This is a genomic window from Stutzerimonas urumqiensis (assembly GCF_003640395.1).
Classification (GTDB): domain Bacteria; phylum Pseudomonadota; class Gammaproteobacteria; order Pseudomonadales; family Pseudomonadaceae; genus Stutzerimonas; species Stutzerimonas urumqiensis.
Genome location: NZ_RBZQ01000010.1, coordinates 14,746 through 36,609, shown reverse-complemented (window position 1 = coordinate 36,609; position 21,864 = coordinate 14,746). Strand labels below are relative to the sequence as shown.

General features: G+C 54.3%; 16 protein-coding genes and 1 pseudogene. 11 read left to right on the top strand and 6 right to left on the bottom strand.

Annotated features, from left to right (window positions below; all coding sequences use genetic code 11):
• The 6 genes from D7325_RS17365 (at position 1) to D7325_RS17340 (ending at position 10,971) form a co-directional block, all read left to right on the top strand.
• Positions 1–1,905, top strand: a complete 1,905-nt coding sequence (locus D7325_RS17365; RefSeq protein ID WP_120997716.1) for an Eco57I restriction-modification methylase domain-containing protein — start codon at positions 1–3, stop codon at positions 1,903–1,905.
• Positions 1,902–3,833: a type II restriction endonuclease subunit M gene (locus D7325_RS17360; protein ID WP_120997715.1), complete on the top strand. Its 1,932-nt coding sequence runs from the start codon at positions 1,902–1,904 to the stop codon at positions 3,831–3,833. The genes D7325_RS17365 and D7325_RS17360 overlap by 4 nt, the downstream gene beginning before the upstream one ends.
• Positions 3,834–5,795: a DUF262 domain-containing protein gene (locus D7325_RS17355; RefSeq protein WP_120997714.1), complete on the top strand. Its 1,962-nt coding sequence runs from the start codon at positions 3,834–3,836 to the stop codon at positions 5,793–5,795.
• The gene (locus D7325_RS17350; RefSeq protein ID WP_120997713.1) at positions 5,795–8,317 is read left to right on the top strand and encodes a PglZ domain-containing protein; all 2,523 of its coding nucleotides are present in this window, start codon (positions 5,795–5,797) and stop codon (positions 8,315–8,317) included. The genes D7325_RS17355 and D7325_RS17350 overlap by 1 nt, the downstream gene beginning before the upstream one ends.
• 3 nt (positions 8,318–8,320) lie before the next feature.
• Positions 8,321–10,396, top strand: a complete 2,076-nt coding sequence (gene brxL / locus D7325_RS17345) for a BREX system Lon protease-like protein BrxL (protein ID WP_120997712.1) — start codon at positions 8,321–8,323, stop codon at positions 10,394–10,396.
• A gap of 215 nt (positions 10,397–10,611) precedes the next feature.
• On the top strand, positions 10,612–10,971 hold the full coding sequence (locus D7325_RS17340) for a hypothetical protein (protein ID WP_120997711.1): 360 nt from the start codon (positions 10,612–10,614) through the stop codon (positions 10,969–10,971).
• A 37-nt stretch (positions 10,972–11,008) separates the two neighbouring features.
• Here D7325_RS17340 and D7325_RS17335 read toward each other — a convergent pair whose 3' ends face one another.
• From D7325_RS17335 to D7325_RS17320, 4 genes are read right to left on the bottom strand one after another with little or no spacing between them, the layout of a single operon-like run.
• Positions 11,009–11,296 carry a hypothetical protein gene (locus D7325_RS17335; protein ID WP_120997710.1) on the bottom strand — a complete coding sequence of 96 codons (288 nt, stop codon included), beginning with the start codon at positions 11,294–11,296 and terminating at the stop codon, positions 11,009–11,011.
• Positions 11,297–11,776 (bottom strand): hypothetical protein, encoded by a 480-nt coding sequence (locus D7325_RS17330; RefSeq protein ID WP_120997709.1) that lies wholly within the window; start codon positions 11,774–11,776, stop codon positions 11,297–11,299.
• Positions 11,751–14,708 (bottom strand): MobF family relaxase, encoded by a 2,958-nt coding sequence (gene mobF, locus D7325_RS17325; RefSeq protein ID WP_120997708.1) that lies wholly within the window; start codon positions 14,706–14,708, stop codon positions 11,751–11,753. Before mobF ends, D7325_RS17330 begins: the two co-directional genes overlap by 26 nt.
• Positions 14,705–15,031: a hypothetical protein gene (locus D7325_RS17320; protein ID WP_120997707.1), complete on the bottom strand. Its 327-nt coding sequence runs from the start codon at positions 15,029–15,031 to the stop codon at positions 14,705–14,707. The genes mobF and D7325_RS17320 overlap by 4 nt, the downstream gene beginning before the upstream one ends.
• Before the next feature lie 702 nt (positions 15,032–15,733).
• Between D7325_RS17320 and stbB the strand changes: the two genes are divergently transcribed.
• The 5 genes from stbB (at position 15,734) to D7325_RS17300 (ending at position 18,900) form a co-directional block, all read left to right on the top strand.
• The gene (gene stbB, locus D7325_RS17315) at positions 15,734–16,471 is read left to right on the top strand and encodes a StbB family protein (protein WP_162988068.1); all 738 of its coding nucleotides are present in this window, start codon (positions 15,734–15,736) and stop codon (positions 16,469–16,471) included.
• On the top strand, positions 16,458–16,895 hold the full coding sequence (locus D7325_RS19140) for a hypothetical protein (RefSeq protein WP_162988067.1): 438 nt from the start codon (positions 16,458–16,460) through the stop codon (positions 16,893–16,895). The genes stbB and D7325_RS19140 overlap by 14 nt, the downstream gene beginning before the upstream one ends.
• Positions 16,896–16,997: 102 nt before the next feature.
• A complete protein-coding gene (locus D7325_RS17310) occupies positions 16,998–17,285 on the top strand; it encodes a type II toxin-antitoxin system HigB family toxin (RefSeq protein ID WP_101152259.1) in 288 nt (95 codons plus the stop codon).
• 2 nt (positions 17,286–17,287) lie between these two features.
• On the top strand, positions 17,288–17,689 hold the full coding sequence (locus tag D7325_RS17305) for a helix-turn-helix domain-containing protein (RefSeq protein WP_101152257.1): 402 nt from the start codon (positions 17,288–17,290) through the stop codon (positions 17,687–17,689).
• Positions 17,690–17,814: 125 nt separating this feature from the next.
• Positions 17,815–18,900, top strand: coding sequence for a tetratricopeptide repeat protein (locus tag D7325_RS17300; RefSeq protein WP_120997705.1), 1,086 nt, complete (start codon positions 17,815–17,817; stop codon positions 18,898–18,900).
• A 321-nt stretch (positions 18,901–19,221) separates the two neighbouring features.
• Here D7325_RS17300 and D7325_RS17295 read toward each other — a convergent pair.
• Together D7325_RS17295 and D7325_RS17290 are read right to left on the bottom strand one after the other, a co-directional pair.
• Positions 19,222–19,709, bottom strand: a pseudogene (locus D7325_RS17295) (site-specific integrase); the annotation flags it as partial.
• A 102-nt stretch (positions 19,710–19,811) separates the two neighbouring features.
• Entirely contained in the window at positions 19,812–21,767 is a 1,956-nt protein-coding gene (locus D7325_RS17290; protein WP_120997704.1) for an alkyl/aryl-sulfatase, read from the bottom strand.
• Positions 21,768–21,864: the final 97 nt, after the last annotated feature.

Here is a 21,864-nt window from a genome sequence, read left to right as displayed (position 1 = left end):
GTGGCCTTTGATCAAAGCACGCGCAATCGGCTGCAAAAACTGGTCAGCGATTGCCGCAAACTGCTCAGCGAAGAGTTCAGCATCCAATTGCAGCAAACCTATGGCATCGATCCCCATAGTGGTGAGGTAGCTGGCCTAGACCGGTTGACTCACCTGAGTGACCGGGATCGGCAGACCGCCCAGCTGCTGCGCGACACCCTCGCGCACTACTTGGCCGTGGATGCGGATGACAATGCTCATCGCATCGCTTCCATCGACCGCATTATTCGCGAACAAGCCTTTACCGTTCTTAACCGCTTGGCCGCCTTGCTGATGATGGAGGCGCGTGGCCTGCTTGCTGCGGCGGTGGTTAGTCAGGGACAGCAGTCCCAGGCCTTTGAGTTGTACAAAATGGTCTCGGGCAGTTCGTTGGGTGAAACCGGTGAGGCTTACCGCACCTTCCTCTTCAGCCTGTTCGATGAGTTCGCTATCGACCTGCCGGCATTGTTCGACCGCTATGCCGCTCAGGGACGTTTGTTCCCTCGCGAGCCTGCGTTGCTTGAAGTGTTGGGCGCGCTGAACCACCACGAGATTCAGCCGCTGTGGGCTGAAGACGAAACCATTGGCTGGATCTACCAGTACTTCAACTCCCTCGAAGAGCGGAAAGAAATGCGCAGAGCTAGCCAGGCTCCGCGCAACAGCCGGGAACTTGCGGTACGCAACCAGTTCTTCACCCCGCGCTATGTGGTGGAGTTCCTAGTCGACAACACCCTGGGACGCCTGTGGTTCAACGTCACTGGTGGGCAAACCGAGCTGCGCGAACGTTGCCGGTACCTTCTGGTCAAGCCGGACGAACAGCCGCAGGGAAGCGTCCGCCTGCGCGACCCGCGTACCCTCAAGTTGCTCGATCCGGCATGCGGATCGATGCACTTCGGCCTGTACGCTTTCGACCTATTCTTGCAGCTCTACCAGGAAGCCTGGGACTGGGAGCAGACCCATGGCGCCGGCTCCCTGGATGTATCCACTCAACTGAATGCCGACTTGCTTCCCCTCTGCCAGACCTATCTCGACCGCGAAGCCTACCAGCGCGATGTGCCGAGACTTATCGTCGAGCACAACATCTATGGGGTGGACATCGACCCTCGTGCCGCGCAGATCGCTTCCTTGGCGCTCTGGCTGAGGGCACAACGTGCCTGGCACGATACTGGGGTCAAAGCTCAACAACGCCCGGAGGTCGGGCGTGGCCATGTGGTGGCTGCGGTGGCTCCGCCCGCAGAGCGCGGGCTGCGTCAACAGTTCGTTGCTAACCTCGACAAGCGTGATGCCGAGCTGTTTGAAAAGACCCTGCAATTGCTAAAGGGACTGCCCGAACTCGGCGTACTGCTGCAAGTGGAGCGCGAACTGCCCAGCCTGATCCGCCAGGTCTATGCCGGCAACGGTACTGGCCTGTTTGCCGCAGAGGAACAGGAAGGCTGGGAGCAGGCAGAAGCCCGTTTGCGCATGGCGCTGGTTGAATTTGCCCAGACTGCGAAATCGACCTACCAGGGGCGGCTGTTCGCGCAGGATGCCCTTGAGGGGCTGCGCCTGATCGATCTGTGCCGCGAAGTCTTTGATGTGGTGGTGATGAACCCGCCGTTCGGTGCGCTCGCAGCGAATACCAAGAATCAACTCACCAAAGCCTACCCGCGCAGCAAGAACGATCTGCTGGCCATCATGGTCGAGCGAGGGTTGGATTTGCTGCGCCCTGGTGGTCGCATTGGAGCCATTACGTCGCGCACCTGTTTTTTCCTCTCTAGTTTTCAACAGTGGCGGGAGGAGGTGGTGCTGAGCATCGCCCGCCCTGAAGTGATGGCTGATTTGGGCTTTGGCGTGATGGACGATGCTGCTGTTGAGGCGGCAGCTTATGTGTTGGAGAAACAGGCATGACCACCTTCTTGCGTCTGCTGGCGGATAAAGACAAAGCCAATAACTTGCTGGCTAGTTGCACTGCCCTGCGGGCAGGGGATGCAGATACGCGGGTATTTCAATTGGCACCGGAATCCTTTCGGAATGTACCGGGGGCTCCGTTTGCATATTGGGTGAGTGACGCGGTGCGAGAGTCCTTTTTGGCATTCCCGAGTTTCGAGTCCGAGCTGCGTAAGGCAAGACAAGGTGGGGTCAACGGTGATGACTTTCGCTGGTTGCGCCTCTGGTACGAAGCGCCTGTCGAGTCAGTCTCCGATTGCGAGGTAGTACCAATCGGTAAGGGGGGGAGTTACTCAACTTTCTATTCAGATTTGCATCTTGTTGCTCGCTGGGACTTCGTGCGGAACACCTTCTTTTCATTCAACGGATTGCCCCACCGTCCTTCGCTTCAGCCAGCATCCTTTCCGTTCTTCTTTCGCCCTTGCCTCACTTGGCCGCGGCGTACCAACGGCTTGAGCTTTCGTCTCATGCCTCAGGGCTGCATCTTTGCCGACAAAGGCCCCGCCGCCTTTGTCGACGCCGACGCCCCGGATACTTTGCTTGCGCTGTGCGCCTTGGTCAACAGCAAAGCCTTTGGCCTACTGGTGTCGGTGCAATTGGCACGTGTGGAGTTGGCACAATCCTTTGAAGTTGGGTTGATCCAGCAGACCCCAATCCCCGACATAAGCGACGACCAGCAAGCCACGCTTGCTGCCTTGGCTCTCCGCGCTTGGTCGCATAAGCGCACGCTCAACACTATCGAAGAAACCTCGCATGCTTTCGTGCTGCCTGCCGCTCTGCGCGCCCGCCTGGGCGATTACGCCCCGTCTGCTATCGCAGCGGAACTTTCGCGCATCCAGGCAGAGATCGATGATATCGCCTTCGATCTCTACGGCTTTTCCGAGTCTGATCGTGCTGCTGCATTGGGCGGTGCTGGCACCAAAGTTGACGTCGATGAACCCCGCGAAGACGACGAGGGCGATGAAGGCGACGAAGACGACCAAGAAGATATTATTGATGATGCTCAGAGCAGCGACGGTTTGCTGTCTTGGGCGGTCGGTGTCGCTTTTGGTCGCTTTGACTGGCGTCTGGCCACTGCTGAGCGCACGTTACCGCCTGAGCCAGAACCCTTCGATCCGCTGCCGGTGAAAAGTCCCGGCATGATGCCGGATGCAGCCACGCCTTTCCATAAGCATGCGGGCATCCTAGTCGATGACCAGGGCCACCCTTACGACTTGGCCCGTTTGGTCGAGCAGGTGCTGGAAAGTGTCGATGCGCCTGTGGCTGAGGACGTGCGGCGTTGGCTGCGTAAGGATTTCTTTGCCTTCCACCTAAAGAGATACTCCAAGAGCCGCCGCAAGGCGCCGATCTACTGGCCGCTGGCGACCGCATCCGGCAGCTACACGCTGTGGTTCTACTACCCTAGCCTGAGCGACCAGACGCTGTTCAGCGCCGTCAACGACTTCGTTGATCCCAAGCTGAAGGATGTGCGCAAGGAGCTGCAAGATTTGCGCGACAAGGGTGCTGGCCGCAGCCAGCAGGACGAGAAACGTCTGGAGGCGCTGGTCAGCTTGGAGCATGAACTGGCCGACCTGCGCGACAGCCTGCTGGAAATCACTCCTAACTACCGCCCCAACCACGACGACGGCGTTCAAATCACCGCCGCCCCGCTGTGGAAGCTATTCCGCCACAAAGCCTGGCAGAAGGTGCTGAAAGACACTTGGGCGAAGCTGGAAAAAGGCGACTACGACTGGGCGCACCTGGCGATGAATTACTGGCCTGATCGTGTGCGCGACAAGTGTGTCACCGACAAGTCGTTGGCCATCGCCCACAGCCTGGAACACCTCTATATCGAGCCCGAAGTAGCGCCAAAGAAGGCGCGTGGTCGTGCCACAAAACAGGATGTTTGAATGACTACCCAAGGATTTGGCGCTCAGCTTCTGGATTTGCCGGCGATTTTTTCAGGAAATTCCTTCACTGTTCCAGACTATCAGCGCGGGTACGCCTGGGAGAAGAAACAGGTAGACGAGCTTCTTAAGGATGTTGAGCATCTGATGAGTGACGGTGCGGCCCTGCGCCATTACACCGGCACGCTTGTCCTTGGCCGCCCGCTAGGGGGAGTTGAGGGCGAGTTTCATGTGGTGGATGGTCAGCAGAGGCTGACAACACTAGTCATCTTTCTCCGTCAGCTTTACGAACGCTTGCCTGATGACCAGAAAACCTCATTTGCGGAGCTGTATCTGCAACGTGGTGGTCTAGGTAATGAACGCTCGGTACTGCGCTTGAACTCGGACACTCGGACGTTTTTCGAGCGAGTAGTTCTGGTTGATGGCAATACTGAGCATTGCCCTATCTGCTTAGAGGCCCAGCAGCGGCTATTGGATGCTCGAAACCAAATAAGCAGCTGGCTGGACGAGCAGCTCAATGCAGGCGTGGCGTTGCAGGCAATCAAGCAAACGCTAGAGCATAGACTTGGCTTCCTTGTTTACGCCCCGAAAGAAGATGCCGAAACCGGAATCATGTTCGAGGTGATTAACAATCGAGGCAAGCCGCTCAGCGAGCTGGAGAAGGTCAAGAACTACTTAATTTACTGCTGTGTGAAACTCTCGGCAAACACACTTCGGGAGTCGATAGACCAAGACTGGTCAGAAATACTCAAAGCTCTCAACGTTGCCAAGAAAACCTCTTCAGGGGATGAAGGGGCGTTCCTGCGCTACTGCCTGGTTGTGCATTTCAAGCTCAATAAGACGGATAGCCAATATGGTTATGAAGAACTGAAGAAGCGAATTAGCCTTGATAAGCTGCTCGCTGAACCTGAGTCGAAGCCCCAAGCTATTAAGCGTATAGCTGGTTTCGTAGTATTTATGAAAACAGCTGCACTTTGGTACCAGCGTCTCTATGGGCCAGTACATCATGGTCTTGAGCAAGGGATCATCGACGTGCTCGACCAGATTCGTGCTCAAGGCCGTCATGCCTCAATTATGCCGCTTTTTCTGGCATTGGTGATCAAGCTCGGTGGTAAGGGAGAGCGATTACAGAAGCTGCTGCGCCTGCTTGAGATTTTGAATTTCAGGGTCTACATGGCGCGAAATATGACAGCGCGAAATGATACTGGTCAGGGGGATTTGTACTGGTATGCCGCTCGTTACTATCACGGTGGACTGGTAAGTGAAGTTTCACCGGAGTACAGAAAGATGGGGCGCGAAGTCGTCGAGAGTGATGAGGATGCGCTGGAGTTCTTCCTGGTGAATTTTGTTCATGCTTATGCGGCTGAAGGGCGTTTCAAAGCATCGTTCACCTTGGATGCAGAAAGTCCAGATGATTTTTATAAGTGGGGCGGATTGCGCTACTTTTTGATGAATTATGAAGCCAAGCTTCAGCCAAAGAAAACAATTCAGATCGATAAAATTCTGCTTTCAGTCAACGGAAAGAAGACTGCTGATTATTTTTCTGTGGAACATATCTGGGCAACCAAAAATAGAGTTGGCGACGGCGAGAATAATCGTAAGCAAGACTGGTATCAGCGTCGCCGGCTTGGCAATTTTGTGTTGCTTGAACTTCGGTTGAATATTCAGGGTTGTAACGATGACCTGGAGGACAAGCTGGTTAAGTATTTGGCTAAAGGTGGAGATGAGCCGCCGACTGATCTACAGCAAGTCCGTAAAATGGGTAGTGATGCTGCTGCTGTTATGAGCTCGATGGAGGGGCGTCAAAGACGAATCAATTTCTATCATGATCTCTATGATGAGCTGAATAACCGTCAAGAGCAGCGTTATATTGATTTTGCTGAGTCAAGATGGTCGCTCAAGGGCTTCTTGGGGAATAAGAAGATCCTTAAAGAGTCGGCAGAAATGGTCGCAGAGGAAGCCTAATGAGTATCCAGACGTTCATTCAACAGGAAATCTTTGCTCCGCGACTCGCTAAACGTGGTGTATTGGTCATTTACGACCCAGAGCGGCGCTATCGGGAAGCCTGCCTTGCGATGGCCGATGAGCGTTGCGAGGTAGTTGACGCTTCCGAGAGCAGCATTCTGAGTCGTGAGCAGGCGATCATGACGTTGCTTTCCCTGGGCAAGGGGCTGGTCGACAAGTTGCTGGTATATGTTCCTGCTGCGCAGCCGCTGACTGAGGAGGCCAAGCAGGCTGATCCTTTTGCAGCTGTTGGCGCGTGTGGTGAGGTTTTCCCAGGTGGCGACAGCGATAGCTTCTTTAGCCTCTGCCTTAAAGCCAAGCCGGATCAGACCATGGCCATCCGACAAATTTTTGAGTCAGATCCCAACCCGAGCTTTGCTGTGATAGATGCCGTCGGTGGCGGCCTTGGTTGGCCGAACCTGCGTGCCCTTCTCAAGGTAGAGTCGAGTCGCGACATCCTCTTTGCGCTGCTGGCGCCAAGCACCCAGCAAGAGGCTGCCCTAAAGGGGAGTGATGCTTGGGTGAGCGAAGCGCGTGACCTGCTGAAGAACTCAATTGGGTTGTCTCTCAAGACGAAGGGTAAGACCTGGTCTTCTATTGCCACTGAGTTGTGGCGCTTCGTTTTGTTCAGCGAGTTTGTCTTTGATTTACCTGACCAATTGCCGGCTGCGTTGGTCGACATTCCGCGTGCAGACACCATTGCCAGGGCCGTAATTGAGGGGCTCTGTGACGACCTGCGCAATGATCGCCGCACCCAGGGCCTGTATATCGATAGAGCTGAGGAAATTGAGGAAGAGCTGGGGCTTATCGGACACTGTGCTCAGCTAGCTGACTTGGGACAGCGGGATACTTTCCCCTTCGAGGAGCGCACCTTCCTTAATCGTGCCATCTCCGCAATCTTGGCTGACGACACCGACCAAGTGCGCAGGATTCTTGAGCAGCACCAACGTTCTGTATGGACGGGGAAGGGCGAGAGTCGTGGGCAATGGGATTTACTTCGTTCAGCACTTGATTTGATCCAGAGTTGTGATGACTTGGATCGTCAACTGGGGGATCACACTCGTAGCCTGGAAGCCCTGCTGGAGTTTTACGTGAGCTCACTGCGCGAGGTGGATCGCCTGCATCGTGAGTTCGAGCAGGCCGTCAGCGACTTCGAGTGGCAGGACACTGATGGTGTGATGACCTCGGTGAAGCAGCAAGCTCGCAAGCAGTACGGCAAATTGGCCGAGAAGGTTCAGCTGGTCTTCACTCGTCATTTGCAAAATAGCGGATGGCCGCTTCCGGGCTATCTAGCCAACGCAGATATTTTCGACCGTTTGGTTGCCCCTAGGCTGCAACAGAATGGCCGCAAGATTGCCTACCTGATGATTGATGCCCTTCGCTATGAGCTGGGCGTCGCCTTGGAGCGCCAGCTTGCCGAAGATGGCATTGTCGAGCTGAAAACAGCTCTGGCTCAGCTGCCCAGTGTGACGCCGGTCGGTATGGCCAGCCTATTGCCCGGAGCTGGGCAGCAGCTGTTCTTGCGCAATGCCGATCAGAGCATTGTGCCGATGCTGGGCGATCAGGTGGTCAACACTGTGGCGCAACGCATGGATGTGATCAGGAAGCGCTACGGTCAGCGGTTCGCCGAAGGCAGGCTTGAAGACTTTGTTCGGGATCGGGCGGATTTTGATGCGGACATCGATTTGTTGGTGTTGCGCGCTGTGGAGATCGATAGCCACTTCGAGAACCACCCTGATACCGCTCCCGCTGAAATCACTAATGCGTTACGGCGTATTCGTGTGGCGATCCATAAGCTTACCCAGCGTGGTTTCCATGAAGTCGTGATCGCAACTGACCACGGTTTTTTCATGAACAATCATGCTGGTGCCGGTGATGTGAGTTCAAAGCCATCTGGGGATTGGTTAATTGTTCATGACCGGTGCGCACTGGGAGACGGCAGTGCCGATTCCAATCACCTGATTGTCAGCGCTGAAAAGTTGGGAATACGGGGCGACTTCGCCAAGTTCGCGGGGCCGCAGACCTTAGCGGCCTATCGCAATGGCCTGCTGTACTACCACGGTGGCGCATCGCTGCAAGAGTGCGTGGTGCCGGTCATTACCATGCAGCTGAAAGCCCAGGAGCAGCCCAGTCTGAATAAGGCTGCCATCAACATCTCCTACAAGAACGGTGCAACGCGCATTACTACGCGTGTGCCGGTGATCGATGTGGTCGTTGATGCTGCCGATATCTTCTCTACGGAGAGTGACTTCGAGATTCTGCTAGAAGCCCAGAACAGCAAGGGCGAGGTGGTCGGTGAGGCCAAGGCTGGTGGCGCTGTGAACCCTGCAACGGGTACGCTGACCCTTCAGGCAGGTCAGAAGGTGCAGGTCACTCTGAAAATGCAGATGGAGTTCGAGGGCAAATTCAAGGTGAAGGCTCTGAACCCGAAGACTAATGCCATATACAGCCAAATTGAGCTGGAAACGGACTACGCGGTGTAAATCATGGATACCCTGGATCAGAAGCTCACATCGACCTTCGACGGCAAGGTGGTTCGCAAGGATCTGCTGCACCGAATCAAGAAAGGCACCAACGTCCCGACGTTCGTGTTGGAGTTTCTCCTGGCCCGCTTCTGTGCCAGTGACGATGACTCGGAGATTCAGGCTGGTCTGGAGGCAGTGCTCGACACCCTGAACGATAACTACGTTCGACCCAATGAGGCAAACTCAGCTCAGTCGAAGGTTGCCACCAAGGGCAAGCATCGCTTCATCGACAAGGTGCACGTCAACTATGTCGAAAAAGATCGCCGTCACTGGGCAGCCTTGGAGAACTTCGACTCGCGCAAAGTCGCGATCAGCGAAAAGTACTACCGCGACCATGATCGTCTGTTACAGGGCGGTTTGTGGGCAGAGGTGACTCTAGCCTTTAACGAAATCGAAGATGATGACTACGCCTTCTATATCGAGGATCTGCGCCCCATCCAGATGAGCCGCTTCGACTTCGCACGTTACTGCGAAGGTCGCGAGCAGTTCACTCGGGACGAGTGGCTAGATGTCGTTCTGCGCTCTGTTGGATTGGAGCCCAGCAAGCTGTCACCTCGGGTGAAGCTGCACTTTATTGCTCGTTTGGCTCCTCTCATCGAGCCCAACTACAACTTCATCGAGCTGGGGCCGCGTGGTACCGGTAAGTCCTATTTCTTCAGCGAATTCTCGCCGTACTCGACGTTGATCAGCGGTGGCCAAGCAACCAAGGCGACGCTGTTCTACAACAATCAGCGCCATAAGATCGGGCTGGTTGGTTACTGGGACACAGTGGCTTTTGACGAGGTAGGCGGGATCAAGGTCAAGGATCAGGACACCATCCAGATCATGAAGGACTTTATGGCCAACGGACGTTTCTCTCGTGGTGTTGAGGTGATTGCCGATGCTTCCATGGCCTTCGTGGGTAACCTCGATCTCTCGGTTGAGCAGGTGGTTAACTCTGAAGTCCATGATCTGTTCCAGCCGCTGCCCAAGGAGTTCGACCTGGCTGTGCAGGATCGCTTTGCTTGCTACCTGCCTGGCTGGGAGATGCCGAAGAACAGCAGCGAGTTCCTGACCAGTAACTATGGGTTTATCACGGATTACCTAGCTGAGGCCTTTCACTATCAGTTGAAGCAGACCAACCGATACGAGGAGGTCAGCAAACGCATCAAGCTGGGGAGGGCGGTTGAGGGGCGAGACGAGAAGGGCATCAAGAAGACCGTCTGTGCCTTCTTGAAGATCCTTCACCCGAATGGAGCTCCGTCTGATCAGGAGTTCGCTGAGTACGTGGCCTACGCGGTAGAGGGACGGCGTCGGGTCAAGGAGCAGATGAATAAGCGCAAGACCGATGATGAGTACGCGCGGATCAACCTGTCCTACATTGATGCTTCAGGCAACGATGTGGTGGTCTATTGCCCTGAATCACGTAACGCACCTGCAACCCAGGAGCCGACTCGTAAGAGCATTCATGCAGGCTCGGGTGACGAGGCGCCAACGGCGTTAGCTCCGTCCGATCAGCCGGTCGTCTCAGCTGTGAGGGTTGAGCAGCCTGGTCTAGTGGAGCCCAGTGGTCGCGGTGCTGAGCTGCAAGAGCAGCATTACACCATCCATTACGGTGACACAGGCTACAGCTACGAGTCTATTGCGCTCCCTTATTTACAGGGAGCGAAGATTGTGGAAATTGAAGACCCTTATATTCGGGCCAATCACCAGATCCATAATTTTGTTCGCTTCTGCGAGGCGGTGATCAAGTCGCCCACGGTCAGGGCAATCAAGCTGACGACCAGCTATGACCAGGATACCGATCTCAAGGATGTTGCTGAGCGTCTAGAGGAGCTTAAGCAGAGCCTACTGGAGATGGATATTGCGTTGGAGATCAAGATCAACGAGAACCTGCATGATCGAGAGATCCGGCTCGATAACGGCTGGGTGATCAAGATCGGTCGTGGTCTCGACTTCTTCCAGAAGCCCGATAGCTGGTTCGGCATTGGTGCGAATGACCTGACCCTAAGGCGTTGCTTGGAGACTAAGGTCGATATCTTCAAAGCGAAAGCGTGATAGTAGCGGGTTTGAGAACCTGACCAAATGCATGCTAGTTGCCCGGTGTGAAAGACATCCCGCCTGCCTATGAGCGATTTAAAAAGTTCCAGACCTTACCCGGCGAGCTATTGACGAACTGCCAGACAAGTGAAAGGGGAGTTCAAGGTACTTTAGGCTGGCTAACTATTGATTCATAAGATTTTTCAATCAAGGATGACAAGCTCGGAGGAGCAATGGGCAAGGTGCATTTCACAAGGCCAGCAGTCATCCCAATTACTGAGATGCGCCTCAGCTATGGGTTTTCAGGGGACTGCTTTCCCCTTACTTTTGAGCTTTCCGAGCAGCTTAAGCCACTCATAGCTTCGCATCTGCCTCGACGTAGAAAGTGGCATTTCAATGACCGGGTACTGCTTTGGCTTAGCCCTGAGTTGGAGCCAGACCTGATAGCGTTTTATCAAGGTGGTGGTGATATCTTTCTGATGAGGTATGACGAGGCTTGGGCTCAAAAGCTCGATAGAGAGCTACTTCGTGAGCTGGCAAAGCGTTTGGAAGTACTCAGTCCCGGTATCCTGGCCATGATTACCGGGCAGTAGAGACCGAGTTGGGTCTTTGCTGTCTGACACATCGATGCTATCTCCGTTGCCCCCTAAGCCCTGCGATCACCACGCAACTCAGCCGCTCCCCGTTATCCTTCCGCGCCATGGCTCGTATGCCTGTCAGTTTCTCGCCTGGAATCTCCGTCACAAGGTTGTTCGGGGTGTCGAAGAGACCATCATAATCAGCGACATTTTGAACCCCGGCCAATTCTTGGATGGATAGCGAGTGGATCGGGTCGTAGCCGTTTTCGTAGCTCTCCACGAGCACCGCCATGTCGTCGGGAAATTGCTGTAGCCACTGAATCAATTGGGCGACTGTCATCTATTCTTTCCTGTCCCGGGGGCTGGAGCCGTGGATATGACGCTCTATTGTTTCGGCTAGTTGCCTAGCGTCTAAAAGTGCATGGTGCGGAGCGTCGTCGAGCTCTTCGGCATCGCTCTGGATCGCAGCTGGAAAAGTCCCAGCCTCAATACCTTCAGGGAGGCCTGGTGGCCCTGCCAGCCATAGGAGCAACGGCCAGTCCCAGGCCATGGCATCGCTGATGATTTCAGCTGAGCCAACCAAGCGGAGAAACGAGAGTAAGTTCAGCCTGGCTTGTTCTGTGCTTCTACCATGTTGAGGCAAATCGAGCTGGGGTAAAACGATGGACTGGGTGAAGTCTGAGCACTCGTCTTCCGTCCAATTATCTGCAAGCTCGACATAGAACTCCTGACCGTCCGAAGAAACCAGCGCAAGGCTGATCAGCCGGTAGGTAAAGCGGTTCAGTTGGGTGAACTCAGTATCCAGGTACAGACGCATCATGCGCGCTCCTCTGGCTGCCCGGCTGAAGGTTGTGTCGCAATATGCAACCTTGGGTCTCACGAGATCGGAGCATTGTTTGTGCATGAGCTTCACCGAGTGATTCGGGTTTCTCAGGAATAAACCTACTCTTGAGAATAGTTTTCCCTGCCAACTTGATGGTGCTCAAACGTTCCCGCAGGCGTTGCAGCAGGAGGTCGAGCTTTGCACGTGAGCGGGTTTGAAGTCGGTAGGCTGGCTGGCTCCTAATCTGCTTTGCTACCGCATCATGGGCAGCAGGCCGAAGGATTTCCAGTGCCTCAGTGTATGAAAAAAGAACTCCTGATTTCTCCAGCAGCTCCTTTGTTGTTGGCTGCTGTGCTCTGATAGCGGTGTCATCTGTGCGGAAGGGCGTTTGGAGCATCCGCCGCTTCGTTCCAGGATCAGCATCGAGCGCTGTCATTTTCGCTTTGAAGCGACTCGCCCGCTTCGCGAAAGCGGATTCGCACTCCGGGGACAGGTAAAACGGGCAGGCGGTCTTGGCGCGTGTGAAGGCGACGTAGGCAGAACGGCGGTCGGTTGTTTCACTGCCTAGGTAGAACGCATGCTCGACGGTAAGCCCTTGGGATTTGTGAACGGTCATGGCGTAAGCGTGATCGAGCTTGTCGTAGTCGCTGAGATGCCAGCAGATTTCGGTGCCTGAACGATCCAGACGGGCATACACGAGCGTTTCAACCCGTGCTTCATCAGTACCCGATTCGTGAAACGCGATATGGGTGACCGTCGCTCGGTCTCCATTGAACACTGGCGTCTGACCAAGCTTCGCGTTTTTGCGCAGCATGATCCGGTCGCCTGGGCAGAGCGCAAGCTGTCGGGAATATCCTCTGTCATTGCTCACCTGGATAACCTTTTCGACAGATTCGTCCAGCTCGCCATGTGCCATGCGTATTTCCCGTACACGCTGATTGAGCTGGTTTACATGGCTGTTGCGATCAGCCAGCAGGAGGATTTCGCTCCAGTCAGTGCCAGCCTTGTGTACCTGAGCGGCATCGTTGAGCATTCGTTCAAGGGAGGATGGATGCTCGGGGCTGGTTCCGCGAAGCAATCCGCGTTGTTGCATCATTGCAGGGGCATCCTGTGTATCGGAAAACCAGGCCTGGCTGATATCTCTATCCTCAGCGCTGCGCTGGCGGGCTATTTGCTCAAGCCGCGCTGCGCCGAGGTGCTGTGTGAGCATATGCAGTGTGGATGCCGAGCCAACAGCTTCGAGCTGTTTAGAGTCTCCTACTAACACAATCTTGGCTCCCGCAGCCTCGATATGGCTGAGGAGTTTATGCAGCGTGCGGGTATCCACCATGCCGGCTTCATCCAGCACGATCACGTCCCGATTGGTCAAGGTGAATGGTTTTCTGGCGTTATCGCTCTCCAGGCGCATGAGCAGCGCATGGATGGTTTGGGAGTCTATACCGGCGCTTTTTTGCAGCTCGGCCGCAGCTGCCCCTGATGGAGCCAACCCGAGTACGCGATGCCCGGCAGCGCTATAGGCAATTTCGAACGCGGCCAGTGATGCGGACTTTCCAGTGCCAGCAGCACCCTGGATGATTGCGATTTGGCGTCCATCGGTGGTATGCAGCATGGCCTGAACCTGCTCATCTCGAAGGGAGAATCCTTTCTCCTGTTCGCATTGCCGCAATGCTTGCTGAATTTGAACGTCGGACAGGGTGAAGCGCTGCCTATGTCTTGAAGCTTTGCGAGCAAAGCGCAGCAGATCGACTTCGAGCTGCCTGAAGATTTCAGTAGTGAAATATGACTCCTCACCAGGGCTGTCTGGCAGGCGCACAATGCCCAGTTGCTGGGAGACGGCGGACTCAATCTCGGAGAGTGATCCAATACCGCCATGCAGGATGCTCAGCATGGCGACAGCGCGGTCGAGATCGTGATGTCTGAAGACAGAGTTGTTCTTGAATACCAGGGCTTCGGCGGCGAGCAGGGTATTTGGCGTGAGATCTCCAGGCTCGGGTGACAGGTCAGCCAGGCAGGATTTCCATTCCTCTCGCAACGTTTCCCCTCCAACCCCGGCTTTGGTTTGGCGAGTTCTTTTCGCGGCTGCTCGTGCCGCGTCAGCGCCTGATGCCCCCATGGCCTTCAGGGCATTCTGAATTTCTTGGCGGCGTGTGGAAAAACGCATGATTATGCTGTGATCAATACCGGCGACGACCAGGCCGCTGCGTTCAGGAGCGCACTCAAGATGATTGGCGACTCCTGGGAGATCGCGTTGCAGGATGCTGGCAAGGCTGGCATCAAACAGAGCGGCAATCTCCACTTGGCGGCGGTATAGCTCGCGGGCATCCAACGTTCTCCATTGGCCGTCGCTGCCGAGAACCAGATTCGGAAACTCCGCATGCACGTGAAGGTGCGGCTCCTGGTTGCGATTCGTGAAATGAAGATAAGTCGCTGCCACGACTTCGCCCGGATGAGTCTCGCTGCCTTGTGCGCCAGTGCGGTAAGCGAAGATGCCACGGCTTTCGAGGTGCAAGATGGTTCGACCGGTGGCTTCCATCATTGCACGCTCAAATTTCATTTGCTGATCGCGGGGAAGTGTGGCGTACAACAGTGATAGCGACTTTTCGACGTTAAAAGATGTAGAAAATCCGGCTAGGGCTCGGTTCTCATTACTTAGCTGAGTTCGCCTTGTCTTGCTGCAAAATGATTTCCCCGTCCTTGGATTGATGCCAGACATAAGGGCTTTATAGTCCCCGTTCTTTGGTCTGGCACCAAGTTTCAGTTCGCTTGATCCGTTGCCAACAAAAGCAGCCAGTAGGGTATCGCCATCGAGCTTGAAGTAATAGTCTTCAGCACCTGACGATTTATGAGATATCTCCTCTCCAGTTTCATGGTATTCGGCACGCGCTTGGATGTCTTCTGTGTTGAATTTATCGATTGTAAAAATGCTCATATTTGATCCTCAAGATCGAGGATCGACATCAGGCCGGCCTTTACGCCATCGCCCGCGGCATCAGTGACCCTGGCGCTCAACAGGGAAATTGAGCGAGCTATTTCATCCTGAATAACCTTGGCTGTAGCGCGATCTAGCTGGATTACTTTCGTTGTCTTTAAAGAGAATCGGCGATTAATAATGGCTACAAGGTCGTCAACCTCAATCGACGTTATTATTTTTTCAAGAACACGGCTTTGAGCGATGCCAAGGGATGTGGCTAGATTAACCAATGCTATTTGGTTCGCATGACTCTCTATGTTCTGGCTGTAGATTTTTCTCATGACATGCCTCATTGAATGTGCCTACTACATTATTAGTAGAGGCACATGAGCATGAGCTTGTGCAATAGTTAATTTGTGGATTTGAGTTTGACGCTGGTGCAACCTTCGGAGAAGGTGCAGCAGTGTTAAATGAATTCCTCTTCTGTTCATGTCTTTTTTCTTAATTTGTATTGTGGTCTCTCGCTGCCGAGTTTTTTCGTCTCTTGTCTTGTCTTGTCTTGTCTTGTCTTGTTTGTTCGGCTGCCGCCGATGCTTTTCAAATATTTATCATTTTATAACTGAAATTAACTCGGCCGGTAGATTCCATTGCCCGCGGATTGCTGTAATGATTAATAAAGGTAAGGGGGAGTTATGGTTAAAGGGCAAGCAAGAATATCGCTTCATGGGCAGAGGGACGTTCTAATTAAATTGCTTAAGGAGTATGTGACTCTAAGTGATATGGCTTTGGTTCTGAGAGGGGCTGGCGTACAGGTATCCATTTCAAGTCTGTATAGATACATGCTTAGCGATTTATCCGAAGAGTATAAGGAATATCTTTGGCATACAGGGCGTGGGCTATTGAAGAGCAGGCAGGGCCAGATTCAGAGCCGAGGACAGGGAGCCTCAAGGCTAAAGGCGACGGTGAGCAGGGAGTCAGCTGATGCCAGAATATTTAACCAAAAAGATTTCAATAAATTTATGTTTGATAATAGGTGATGCTTTATGAAAATTATTGTAGCTGGCATAGGTGGTAATGTAGGGAAGTCAACATTGGCTGCGCATCTGCTTGTGCCTCGTATGAATAACGCCAAACTCCTAATTGTTGAGTCAATCAATCAAGACACCAAAGATCTGGTTGATGATTTTGAGACGGTACGTGGTGAGAAGTTTAGGCAAATATATTTAGAGTTGGTGGTGAATGATGACCTGGTTGTAGATGTAGGTGCGTCAAACGCTGAGGATTTTTTTTCAGGGCTAACGTCGTTGAATCAGGGATATGATGAGGTTGACTTTTTTCTTATACCTACCGTGCCTGGCTCGAAGGAGCAGGATGAGTCGATTTTAACTGCGCGTATGCTTGCAGCGATGGGAGTTGATAAAAGTAAGATTCAGATTGTATTTAATCGAGTGCGTCGGAGTGTTGAGGAAGAGTTCCCTGTCGTTTTGAATGCTGCTAAGGAGTTTGATTGTTTTATTGCTAATCCGGATTGTATGGTTTTTGAGAATGATATCTATGCGGATTTGGCTGGCTTAAAAATGCCATTGAATGAGGCATGTGTTTTAGCTGAGAATAGTTTGCATAAACTAAAGGCTGATTTGAGAAAGGTGGCGAAATTCTCCGAGCAATATTTTCGCTATGCAAGGCTGCTTAATGTTGCTAAGAAGGCGGTAAATACATCGGGTCAGTTAGATGACGCTTTTAGCGCCTTGTTTGGCGAGGCCGAAGATGCAGTCAGGTAACTCTAGGCCTCTCACGAAACATGAAAATCTTTTAAGGCTTCTGTTTGAGCACGCAGATGAGATAATTGATAAGTTGGAGTTCTTGAATGAATCGGCTCGGAAGCTGGATCGCGTTGAGCTCCTGATAAATGGATTTGATGGAGCGCCAGGGCTCATTGAAGTAGTGGAGTCTTTGACTTATGAGGTAAATCGAGTCGAGCGCAGGGCTGGTAGGCCATCAAATTCAGATGTGCAAAATATTATTATTCGATTGGCCAGGGTTGAGTCTATTTTAGATAAATTAATTGATTATGAACCGACCAGGCTGAGAAAGCAGCAAGATAATTCGATAGTATTGCGAAAGCTCACTGCATTTATTTGGCTGGTTTCTCTTCTAGGATTATTGAATCTATCCCTCTTGGTATGGTGGAACATCGCTAGCTAAAGCTGATGATATTTTTATGATCGATGGATCAGGGTATCGCACCTTGCGATGCTATGGCGGGCGCGTTACCATGCATCTATCGCAAGGTGCGATAGAGGGGCTATGCACGTCATTACACAGAAGCGTATCTGGGAGGCTCAGGCCAAATGGCCTCGCTCGGCGACTGCGCTTGAGGCTTGGTATCGTCTGGTGAAGGCAAGTGCGCCGCGAGATTTCGCTGAGATGAAGAGGCTCTTTCCGGCGACTGACAAGGTAGGGCCTCAGCATGTATTCGACATCGGCGGCAACAAGCTGCGGCTGATTGCCATCGTTCATTACAGGGCACAGAAGGTGTTTATTCAGCATGTGCTGGATCATGCTGAATACGACAAAGGCAAGTGGAGGGAGTAATCATGTCCGCATTGATCAAGCAGGCTTGTGAGCACTGGCGTTACGTTGCACCGCTACTCACCAAGCCGACGAGCGAAGATGACTATGATGCTCTGGTTGAGGCGTTGGATGAGCTGCTGGCCGTGGTCGGCGATGATGAAGATCATCCGCTGGGCAGCCTGGCTTCTCAGCTGGGTGACATGATCGAAGCTTACGATGAGCTTCATAGGCCACTACCCAAAGTGGGCGGAGTGGAGGTACTTCGTTACCTCATGCAGGAGCATGGCCTGAGCCAAGGCGACTTGCCTGAGGTCGGTACTCAGTCAGTTATTTCTGAGGTTTTGGCAGGTAAACGCCAGCTAAATGTACGGCACATTCGTGCGCTCTCGGTTCGTTTTGGCGTCCCAGCGGATGTGTTTTTCTGAGAACGTTAGGCGTTCGCTAGGTTAGGCGCTATGAGGTGGTTGAGAAATTTTTCTAGGTGCTCATATAAAGAGGCTGCATAGCCTGACGCTGATACGTTGTTCAATTATCGAAGCATGGAGTGCTGATGTCAGACAACCATTTGACCCTCGCCAAACGATTCTGGGTCGATGACATGCCGGGTTCTTCTGTATCTGGTTCGCGCCTGTCTAACCTTTTGGAGACCTTAGCCCGGGGTAATTCTTTGAGTGTCCTAGGGCAGCGTTTCCTGACTGAAAACGGGCTCAAGACCCTGGCGCAATTCGTTACCGGCGAGATTTCTGAATCACAGTTTCTCCAGCTTGCTCCAGTCGAACAGGTGTCCAGGGTTGCCGCGGCTTTAGTGCGACAGAAGGCAGCTGAACAACAGAAGCAGATTGAACAGGAAGCTGCTGAGGCTCGCCACGCTGCCATGATGGCTCGCCTTCATGCTGAAAGGCTCCAGCGCGAAAGCGATCCTAAATTTATTGCTCGCCAAAAGAATCGCGAGCTACGAGAAAATTATGGTGTTGACGGCTTCGTCGACGAGGTCGACTTCAAGCAAGTGATGACGATTTTGCGCAAGCTGGATAGCGCAAGGCGGCTTTCCGAGGAAGAAGCTGTTTGGCTGAAAAGCGAGGGCAGGGGATACGCTTCTGAGAAAATCCTGCGTGTCCATAATCGTCTTGAAGCCGACTACTACCTGGGTGAGTTTCGCAAGACGGGCGATGTCTGGCAGTTAGTGAATGCCAGTGGTCACCTGCGCAAATGCGATGCCTCACGCGAAGCGCATGACCTCTTGGTAAAGATCCAGGATGGTGCTCTCAAGCAAACCAAGCTGAAGTCGGCAGTTCGCACTACGCATGGTGGGGTGCTGCGAGATCTAGGTCGCCACAACGAAGCACTTCAGTTGGCGGACGAAGCTCATCGACTTTTGCCGAATAGCTTTCGCCCGTGCACCCTTCTCGGGGCATTGAATCTTGAGATGGGCAACATTGCTCTGGGTCACGAATGGTATACAAAGGCCGAGGAGCGGGGTGCGAAACCAGGCAGCATCGAGTCTGAGATTCGCTCACTCCTGGGGCGTATGCCTCCGGAGAAACGAGGGGCTGTGATTGGGCAACTGCTGGGTATTGATCCCATCCAATACGCTTGGCTGCGCAATAAATCCGCCTTAAATAGGCGCCATCGCTGAGAGTTTGGAGGGGCCATGGGCATGTCTAAACTCCCCGTTATGAGCTGCAAAACCCCTCTGGGAGCCGCGGTTTTGCGTTGTCAAAGCCGCAGATTTTTGTCAATTTACGCCAATCAAATTCAATCGGTTTTCATTGAAAACCCTTATAAATCAATGTGTTGTGTTGTTTAATTGGCTTTTGGAAGCTTGCATGGGGTGCAAGGGGTAGAGTGTTCGAATCACTCCGTCCCGACCAAAAACCTAACGGGATCAGTAGCTTACGGCTCTGGTCCCGTTTTCGTTTATGGTCTTGCGCAAAACTGGCGCAAAATGCGCGCAAAACTATCCGGCGATTTCTGCGATATCGAGGTCAGGGACTGCGTCTGACCAGACCACTTCGGCATGGTCGCGCTGGTAGTTTTTGGTCATATCCTCACTGGCGTGGCCAGCTATCTTCTGACCGTCCTTGCCTGCCTTCTTGTAAAGGTGCAGCGAGAGGGCGCATATCTCATGAACGCTGGCTGTTCCTCTTCCTTCCAGTCGGCGTAGCAGCCTGCCGCCTCCCGCGCTTCCTTGAATGCCCGCGTCAGATACCGCTCTTCAACCTTCGTCCAATGCTCTTTCTGCTCGGCTTGTTTCTGTCGCTTGCGCTCCGGCCTGCGGTGAATAAGGAACGGGGAGGGCATGTTGTCCCGGCATCGGCTCAATATCATCTGAAGCTGTAGCGTGACCGCGAACCGTATCCATGCCGCATCGCTGGCCTTGGCCGTCTTCTGCTGCACGACATACAGGTAGCCGTCGCGCGTGTCGTCGAATCGCATCGCCACGATCGGCGCTAATGGATCGGTGCTACCGAAGCGGCTGGTATGAAGTTAATCCGGCATCGCGTGCCCGAAGTCGACACCGACCGCCGTCGACGCTCGAGCCTGCCGTTAACGGCGCGGTGTGACGATTGGAAAGTCGGGTTCGAAGGTATCGAGCAAACCTAAGAGTTCGATCAGCTTGCTAGCATCGCCATCGATCTTGATGACACCAGTCTTGATGGCTTCTGGAAACGACGTCTTGCGCACAAGGATGTCATCGAGCACGGCGCGGGTGAGGGTGATCGTTGCGTCCGGGCGTTCGTCCTGCCGGTCAGGCAGCCAAGTCAAGGCGCTGTTCTGCAGATTGACCCGGAAGCGTTCGCCACTGTCGGTGAATACCCAGTTCATGACGCTACGCTTGCCCTCGGCCTTGGGACCGTTCAGCCGAACACCCAGCAGATCGAAGAACATGCCGGTATCGAGCGCCTGCAACAGGTCGGTGTGCATCGCCGGCTTGGTGGTCTGCCGAGATAGGGGTTCGCGAAGCTCCTGGGCGCCTGACAGGTAGGCGTCCCGCCAGGGGCCTGATTCGGCCTGGTAACCGAGTTGCTCGAGTGCGCTGGCCGCCAGGTCTCGGGCCGCCTGGTTGGTGGGGTCCGCAAAAACGGCCTGGCTCATGACCGAGGCTACCCAGCGATAGTGCCCGGCTTCGTAATCCGTCCGGGCACGAGCGAGCACGGCCTCCTGTCCACCCATGTATTCGATGGTCTTGCGCGCGTTGTCGACGGGCGTAGGCGGGTTGAGATTGGCTGGATTCGCGTCGTACCAGCCAAGGTACTTCTGATACACCCCGCGCGCGTTGTGACGCAGCGTTCCGTAGTAGTCGCGCGCATGCCAGCGGCTGGCCAGCGTCGAGGGTAGCGACAGGGTTTCAGCGATCTCGCCGGGACGGTAACCGTGGTTCATCAGGCGCACGCTCTGGTCGTGCACGAACTTGTAGAGATCGCGCTGTTCAGCGAGAAAGGCTTGGATGTGCGCCGTCTCCCAGACCGGCCAATGATGCTGGGCGATCACCACGTCGCTCGACTCGCCATACCGGGCCAACACCTGATCTATGTAGCGTGACCAGCGATTGGCATCGCGAACTTCCGCGCCGCGCAGTGTGTAGATGTTGTGCAGGTGCTGAGACGTGATCTCGGCGGTGTTGAGTACGCGCTGGGCGGGGAAGTACATCATCATCTCTGCCGGGGCCTCGCTATGCGGCGCCAACTGGAAGTCGATGTCCACCCCGTCGATCTGCTGGACACCGCCCTGGCGTACCAGGTCGGTGGGCGGAATGAGGGTCAGCGGTCCTCGTGCGAGCCCTTTGCCGAGGCCGGTGTCGACATGCCCGAGCGGGCCGGCTGTCAGCTCCGTGCCGTACATGTACTTGGCGCGTCGGGTCATGGCGGCGCCTGCGATCACGTTTTCGCTGACGGCATGTTCCATGAAGCCGTCAGGGGCATAGATGCGCACCCGACCCGAGTCCACGTCTGCCTGCGTGGTGACGCCCTTGACGCCGCCAAAATGGTCGACATGCGTGTGGGTATAGATGACCGCGGCAACCGGGCGATCCGGTCGATGTTGCCGGTAGAGACGCAGGGCCGCACTCGCCGTGGCTGGCGTAAGCAGCGGATCGATGATGATCAACCCCGTTTCGCCCTCGACGATCGTCATGTTCGCCAGGTCCATTCCGCGGACCTGATAGATCCCTTCGGCGACCTGGAACAGCCCATGGATCGCGTTCAGGCGGGCCTGCCGCCACAGACTGGGATTCACGCTTGCGGGGGCCTGCTCCGAATCGAGAAAGGCATACCGCGTGTTGCTCCAAGCGATCTGTCCTTGCTCGTCCTTCACCATTGCGTCCGGCAGCGCAGCGATGAAGCCGCGGCGTGCGTTTTCGAAAGCCTGCCGATCGCTGAAGTCCAGTTGCTGGAGCACCGCGGCGTTCGCTTCGCGTGTCGCCATGGTGGGTGGGTTGGGTTCGGCTGTTGCCGCAACGGCTAACGAAAGGGCGGTTACTGCGGTGAGGGTGCGCAACGACATTGTCGACTCCGGGCCGTGAATTCTTGTTTAAGCCTGTCCCTGGAATTTGCCTCAGACGGAGGCAATACTTCCAATGCAATCGACTCGGACTTTCAAT

What these genes read in the sequence shown, in the direction of transcription:
- D7325_RS17335 (WP_120997710.1), bottom strand. Translation starts at nt 11,296, where the DNA reads ATGACAGTCGCCCAATTGATTCAGTGGCTACAGCAATTTCCCGACGAC.
- D7325_RS17300 (WP_120997705.1), top strand. Translation starts at nt 17,815, where the DNA reads ATGTCAGACAACCATTTGACCCTCGCCAAACGATTCTGGGTCGATGAC.
- brxL (WP_120997712.1), top strand. Translation starts at nt 8,321, where the DNA reads ATGGATACCCTGGATCAGAAGCTCACATCGACCTTCGACGGCAAGGTG.
- D7325_RS17305 (WP_101152257.1), top strand. Translation starts at nt 17,288, where the DNA reads ATGTCCGCATTGATCAAGCAGGCTTGTGAGCACTGGCGTTACGTTGCA.
- D7325_RS17290 (WP_120997704.1), bottom strand. Translation starts at nt 21,767, where the DNA reads ATGTCGTTGCGCACCCTCACCGCAGTAACCGCCCTTTCGTTAGCCGTT.
- D7325_RS17310 (WP_101152259.1), top strand. Translation starts at nt 16,998, where the DNA reads ATGCACGTCATTACACAGAAGCGTATCTGGGAGGCTCAGGCCAAATGG.
- D7325_RS17350 (WP_120997713.1), top strand. Translation starts at nt 5,795, where the DNA reads ATGAGTATCCAGACGTTCATTCAACAGGAAATCTTTGCTCCGCGACTC.
- D7325_RS17360 (WP_120997715.1), top strand. Translation starts at nt 1,902, where the DNA reads ATGACCACCTTCTTGCGTCTGCTGGCGGATAAAGACAAAGCCAATAAC.
- D7325_RS17340 (WP_120997711.1), top strand. Translation starts at nt 10,612, where the DNA reads ATGGGCAAGGTGCATTTCACAAGGCCAGCAGTCATCCCAATTACTGAG.
- mobF (WP_120997708.1), bottom strand. Translation starts at nt 14,708, where the DNA reads ATGAGCATTTTTACAATCGATAAATTCAACACAGAAGACATCCAAGCG.
- D7325_RS17330 (WP_120997709.1), bottom strand. Translation starts at nt 11,776, where the DNA reads ATGATGCGTCTGTACCTGGATACTGAGTTCACCCAACTGAACCGCTTT.
- stbB (WP_162988068.1), top strand. Translation starts at nt 15,734, where the DNA reads ATGAAAATTATTGTAGCTGGCATAGGTGGTAATGTAGGGAAGTCAACA.
- D7325_RS17320 (WP_120997707.1), bottom strand. Translation starts at nt 15,031, where the DNA reads ATGAGAAAAATCTACAGCCAGAACATAGAGAGTCATGCGAACCAAATA.
- D7325_RS19140 (WP_162988067.1), top strand. Translation starts at nt 16,458, where the DNA reads ATGCAGTCAGGTAACTCTAGGCCTCTCACGAAACATGAAAATCTTTTA.
- D7325_RS17355 (WP_120997714.1), top strand. Translation starts at nt 3,834, where the DNA reads ATGACTACCCAAGGATTTGGCGCTCAGCTTCTGGATTTGCCGGCGATT.